This window comes from Flavobacterium hibisci, from assembly GCF_020026925.1.
GTDB classification, from domain to species: Bacteria; Bacteroidota; Bacteroidia; order Flavobacteriales; family Flavobacteriaceae; genus Flavobacterium; species Flavobacterium hibisci.
The window spans coordinates 1-452 of sequence record NZ_JAIQDW010000060.1; the positions used below are offsets into that span (position 1 = coordinate 1).

A 452-nucleotide genomic window follows, 5' to 3' on the forward strand; every position below is an offset into this window, starting at 1 on the left:
GTACAGCTGTTGGCATCTGTAATTCTGAATGTATAAGTACCCGATGCTGATGCTGTATAGACATTAGTAGCCATAGCACTGTAGGAAGTACCTCCATTTGTGGAAACCTCATAAGTATAAGAAGTTCTGCCTCCCGAAGCCGTAACTGTAATCTGGGCCTCTGGCGTAGTTGGAGAACAGCTAAGCTCTCTGGTTACTGCTGATGTAGCGGTAAGCTGTGGATAAACCGTAACGGCTGATGATGGAACAACACATCCGTTGGCATCCTTAATATGAACAGTATAAGTACCTGCTGAAACCGTAAAGACAGGGCTGCTCTGGAATGTACCTGTAGCACCGCCAATACTATAGCTCAATGGAGCAAGACTTGTCGATGATGGCGTAGCGGTAATAGTAAAGCCACTGCCTGAACCTGTACACTGGTTGTCTACTGATACAGTTAATGATGGGGT

General features: G+C 45.8%; 1 protein-coding gene. It reads right to left on the minus strand.

Features of this window, described 5'->3' with window-relative positions; genetic code table 11:
- Positions 1-452, minus strand: a 452-nt coding sequence (locus K8B81_RS20835) for a hypothetical protein (RefSeq protein WP_223683447.1), incomplete at both ends; no start/stop codon positions are given.